The following is a 3,872-nucleotide window of genomic DNA, read 5'->3' as shown; positions in this document are numbered from 1 at the left end:
ATGTAAAATTAAACAAAAATAAAGTGTTACATAAAACTTTTTTAAGTGTAAGTATACATAATAAAACATATATGATAGATCAACCTGTTTTAGCATCTTTTAAAGAAGATTTTAAAAATATGACACAAGTTCATATTATAATGAATGAAAAACCGATAGAAACAAATAATGGATGGAACGTAGTGGGTATTGGTGATATAGAAGCTGAATATGAAGAAGAAGAGAATTCTATATTTTTATATTTAAACAGTTAGAAGTGAGGTAAGAAATAACGATGAAGAGGTTATGCATAATTCCATGCGGGAAAAAGAAAATTTGGGATAAGTATCCAGATTACGGACCGATGGAGGCAAAGGATGTATATATTAGCCCGTTCGGAAAAGCATGTCAGGCGTATGCAACTATGTTTTTCGAGAATTGGGTTATCTTATCGGCGAAGCATGGATTTTTAAGACCAAATGATATTGTTCTAGAAAACTATGACCTTGCATTTGATTCAAAAAGCGATGAGATTATTAGCGTGGAACAATTAAAACAACAGATGATTGAAAAAGACTTGCTTCAGTTTGATGAAATCGTTTTACTTGCAGGTAAGAAGCATAAGAAAGTAATGACACAATTATATGCAGAAGAAATTATTACGTATCCGTTAGCAGGATGTAAAGGAATTGGGTATATGTTGCAGAGGTTGAAAGGGGCTGTGGCGGATGGGAAGGAATTATAAGGAATGGTATTATAGATGTGATTGGTCACAAGACCGGTCACATTTTTATAATCTTTTCTAATTCATCAGATATTGATTTGTCCATACTAGGTAATACATGAGAATAGATATCGAGCGTTGTTTTAATTGATGCATGCCCTAAGCGTGATGAGATTAGTTTCACATTCACGTTTTGTTTAATTAACATCGTCGCATGTGTATGTCTTAAATCATGTACTCTAATTTGTGGCAAACCAACACGTATAGTCGTTTGTTTGAAAAAATAACGAAAATTACTCCCTTAGAAGAAAAGGCGATCACAGAGAAACAAACATTCTACAGAGAAGAAACGAAAGAAGTTGTCACGGAAGAGAAATTATGTAAGCTTCATCAATCGATTGAGGATGGGACCTGTAAAGAACCTCCTAAAATTATAATTACTGACGAAGACGGAAATAATAGTGAATATAATACCGATGAACCAATTAGTAAATACGATTGTCATGATTGCGTGATGAGACAAGTAGATTATGAAACTATTAAAGTACCATACGAAGAAGATGTTGTTATAGGTTTTGAGCCTGATATTCCTAAAAACTGTACTTTAGAGATTTGTCCAGATTTAATTTATGATCCTGTTTTCAAGGATGGGAAGTGGATTAAATTAAAACCGGAATTACCACCACAACCAGAACCCGAGCCATCTGAAATGGATAAACTAAAAACAGAACTAGAAGTAACTAAGGCGGCAATGGCTGAATTCATCATGCAACAAACATTGAAAGGAATGTGAATGTAAATGGCTGAATTCATGGCGATGATGATCATTCAAAGGCATTACACGTATCAACAAGTAGTAATTGACGGGCCTATGTTGAAGTACAAGGAACGTGGCGATGCTTACTTTACTAAAGAAGGAAGAGAAGATTTAATTACAAGCGCGCAATAGTGGGCTTTTTATTTTGCGAAAAAGGAGTGGAAAGATGGATCGTATTGATGTATTAATGAAAACATTTGTAGTCACATTCGGTGGCTTCTGTGGGTATTTCTTGGGAGGATGGGATACGACATTGAAAGTTCTGGTTATCATGGCAGCTATCGACTATTTAACAGGAGTAATCGCAGCAGGATTTAATGGAGAGTTGAAAAGTAAAGTTGGATTTAAAGGCATCGCCAAAAAGGTGGTGCTTTTTCTTTTGGTCGCAGCAGCAGCTCAAGCAGATGCAATTGTAGGAACAAATAGCGCACTTCGTGAAGCTACAATCTTTTTCTTTATCGGAAATGAATTACTTTCACTTTTAGAAAATGCTGGGCGTATGGGAATCCCGTTACCTTCAGCGTTAACAAACGCAGTTGAAGTTTTAGGTGGTAGGAGCAAAAAAACAAGCTCTGAATATGATAATAAAAAAGGAGATGTTGAATAATGGGTTATATTGCAGATATTTCTAAGTGGAATGGAGACATTAATTGGGATGTAGCAGGACCGCAATTAGATTTAGTAATTGCACGTGTGCAAGATGGTTCGAATTATGTAGACCCTTTGTATAATGGATATGTACAAGCGATGAAATCAAGGAATATTCCTTTTGGAAATTATGCATTTTGTCGTTTTGTATCTATCAACGATGCCAAGAAAGAAGCGCAAGACTTTTGGGCTCGTGGTGACAAATCAGCTAAGTTTTGGGTAGCTGATGTTGAAGTGCAAACAATGAGTGATATGCAAGGTGGGACACAGGCGTTTATCGATGAACTACGCCGACTAGGAGCTAAAAAGATAGGGTTATATGTAGGGCATCATACGTATGATTCGTTTGGAGCGCGTAATATACAAGCTGATTTTGTATGGATTCCGCGATATGGTGATAATAAGCCAGCGTATCCTTGTGATATTTGGCAGTACACTGAAACTGGAAATGTACCTGGCATTGGTAAGTGTGATCTTAACTCACTTATAGGAGATAAACCTCTTTCATGGTTTACTGGAGTAGATGAAACAATTGCAAATAGTCAATATGATTCTAGTTGGTTTACAAAACAAGACGGTGTATTTAAGTTAAATACATCTATTAAACTTCGTACCGCACCATTAACTGATGCTCCTGTTATTGCTACACTGAATACAGGTGATGAAGTGAAGTATGATGCATTCGGTTATGAAAAAGATGGATATGTTTGGTTACGTCAAAAACGTTCGGATGGTTATGGTTATATTGCAAGTGGTGAGACTAGTAACGGAAAACGTGTTAGTAGTTGGGGTTCATTTAAATAAAATAATAAGAGCCGTCCTGTTGGGCGGCTTTTTTATGGAAATTATATTTAGAGTTTTGCCAGAAATCAAAAGCAAAAAATAATAAAAAGAGTACGTTAAGTACTCTTTAATTTTCTAATGTTATATTCCATCTTGAACAGATTTTTTTACGATTTCCCACGAGTCTTGTTTTTGGATTTTTAAAGCTACATTAGTTCCGGTAGACTCCTTATAAAAGATATATCCATCGTTTGAGTTTACATATGCCAAGGGTTCACCTATGCAATCTCGTAAACAAGATGTATTGATAATCTCAATTAAAGATAGTTCGCTCGGATCGGTTTTACTTGCATCTATAATAGTATTAACATCTGTTTTACGGTAACCTTGTAAGTTTACATGGAAACTTTGTTCAATTTCACCTGTAATACTAGTATTCATTACTTCAACTGAATTTTTCTTTTCTTGAAGAAATCCGTTTTCATATAAGTAATTTATTAAAACTAGCATAATAAACATACTAAATATTTTAAGTGTTCGAAGCCGTTTGCTAACAATTGTTTCTGAGTATTTCATTCAGTTTAATCCTCCAATGTTTTTAATTTAAACTATGCCTAGATACATATTTTTAGAAGAGAGATAGAAGTTAACGAGTCCTTGAATCAAAAAAAGAAAGCATCCGAAGTTAGATGCTTTCTTTTTTGAGTATTTTTCGCTATCTGTTCGTTACTTGTTTCATAAGTGGCCTAATTTCTTTAACGGGTGGTTTTTTATCATAGGCATCAACGTAAGAGAAATAGTAATTTAAGTTTCTGAGAAGACCTTTTCCTATTTTAGCGCTCAAGAACGGAAATACTTGTCCAGTATAATCATCGAGAGATTTACAGTAATATTTTTCATCTAGATAAATACTGTATTTAC

At 34.6% G+C, this 3,872-nt stretch carries 6 protein-coding genes and 3 pseudogenes; 6 read left to right on the top strand and 3 right to left on the bottom strand.

Annotated elements, in window-relative coordinates:
• Both DN394_RS25010 and DN394_RS25005 read left to right on the top strand, forming a co-directional pair.
• Positions 1 to 254 (top strand): annotated as a pseudogene (locus DN394_RS25010) (peptide ABC transporter permease); the annotation flags it as partial.
• A gap of 20 nt (positions 255 to 274) precedes the next feature.
• A complete protein-coding gene (locus tag DN394_RS25005) occupies positions 275 to 724 on the top strand; it encodes a DUF6884 domain-containing protein (RefSeq protein ID WP_149294349.1) in 450 nt (149 codons plus the stop codon).
• A gap of 37 nt (positions 725 to 761) precedes the next feature.
• Here the strand turns inward: DN394_RS25005 and DN394_RS25000 are convergent.
• A pseudogene (locus tag DN394_RS25000) lies at positions 762 to 998 on the bottom strand (tyrosine-type recombinase/integrase); the annotation flags it as partial.
• Between DN394_RS25000 and DN394_RS24995 the strand changes: the two are divergent.
• From DN394_RS24995 to DN394_RS24985, 4 genes are read left to right on the top strand one after another with little or no spacing between them, the layout of a single operon-like run.
• Positions 936 to 1,496, top strand: coding sequence for a hypothetical protein (locus DN394_RS24995; RefSeq protein ID WP_149294348.1), 561 nt, complete (start codon positions 936 to 938; stop codon positions 1,494 to 1,496). The pseudogene DN394_RS25000 and the gene DN394_RS24995 sit on opposite strands and share 63 nt — an antisense overlap.
• 6 nt (positions 1,497 to 1,502) lie before the next feature.
• Complete coding sequence (locus DN394_RS29105) at positions 1,503 to 1,652, top strand: hypothetical protein (RefSeq protein ID WP_170955577.1); 150 nt, start codon at positions 1,503 to 1,505, stop codon at positions 1,650 to 1,652.
• 34 nt (positions 1,653 to 1,686) lie between these two features.
• A complete protein-coding gene (locus tag DN394_RS24990) occupies positions 1,687 to 2,127 on the top strand; it encodes a phage holin family protein (protein WP_088122339.1) in 441 nt (146 codons plus the stop codon).
• The gene (locus DN394_RS24985; RefSeq protein WP_046959663.1) at positions 2,127 to 2,972 is read left to right on the top strand and encodes a GH25 family lysozyme; all 846 of its coding nucleotides are present in this window, start codon (positions 2,127 to 2,129) and stop codon (positions 2,970 to 2,972) included. Before DN394_RS24990 ends, DN394_RS24985 begins: the two co-directional genes overlap by 1 nt.
• Before the next feature lie 120 nt (positions 2,973 to 3,092).
• Here the strand turns inward: DN394_RS24985 and DN394_RS24980 are convergent, their stop codons facing one another.
• Entirely contained in the window at positions 3,093 to 3,527 is a 435-nt protein-coding gene (locus DN394_RS24980; protein WP_149294347.1) for a hypothetical protein, read from the bottom strand.
• A gap of 139 nt (positions 3,528 to 3,666) precedes the next feature.
• Positions 3,667 to 3,872: pseudogene (locus tag DN394_RS24975) on the bottom strand (hypothetical protein); the annotation flags it as partial.

Origin of the sequence: Bacillus sp. BB081, assembly GCF_008368895.1 — a bacterium.
GTDB classification, from domain to species: Bacteria; Bacillota; Bacilli; order Bacillales; family Bacillaceae_G; genus Bacillus_A; species Bacillus_A wiedmannii.
This window is presented reverse-complemented; position numbering and strand designations above follow the sequence as displayed.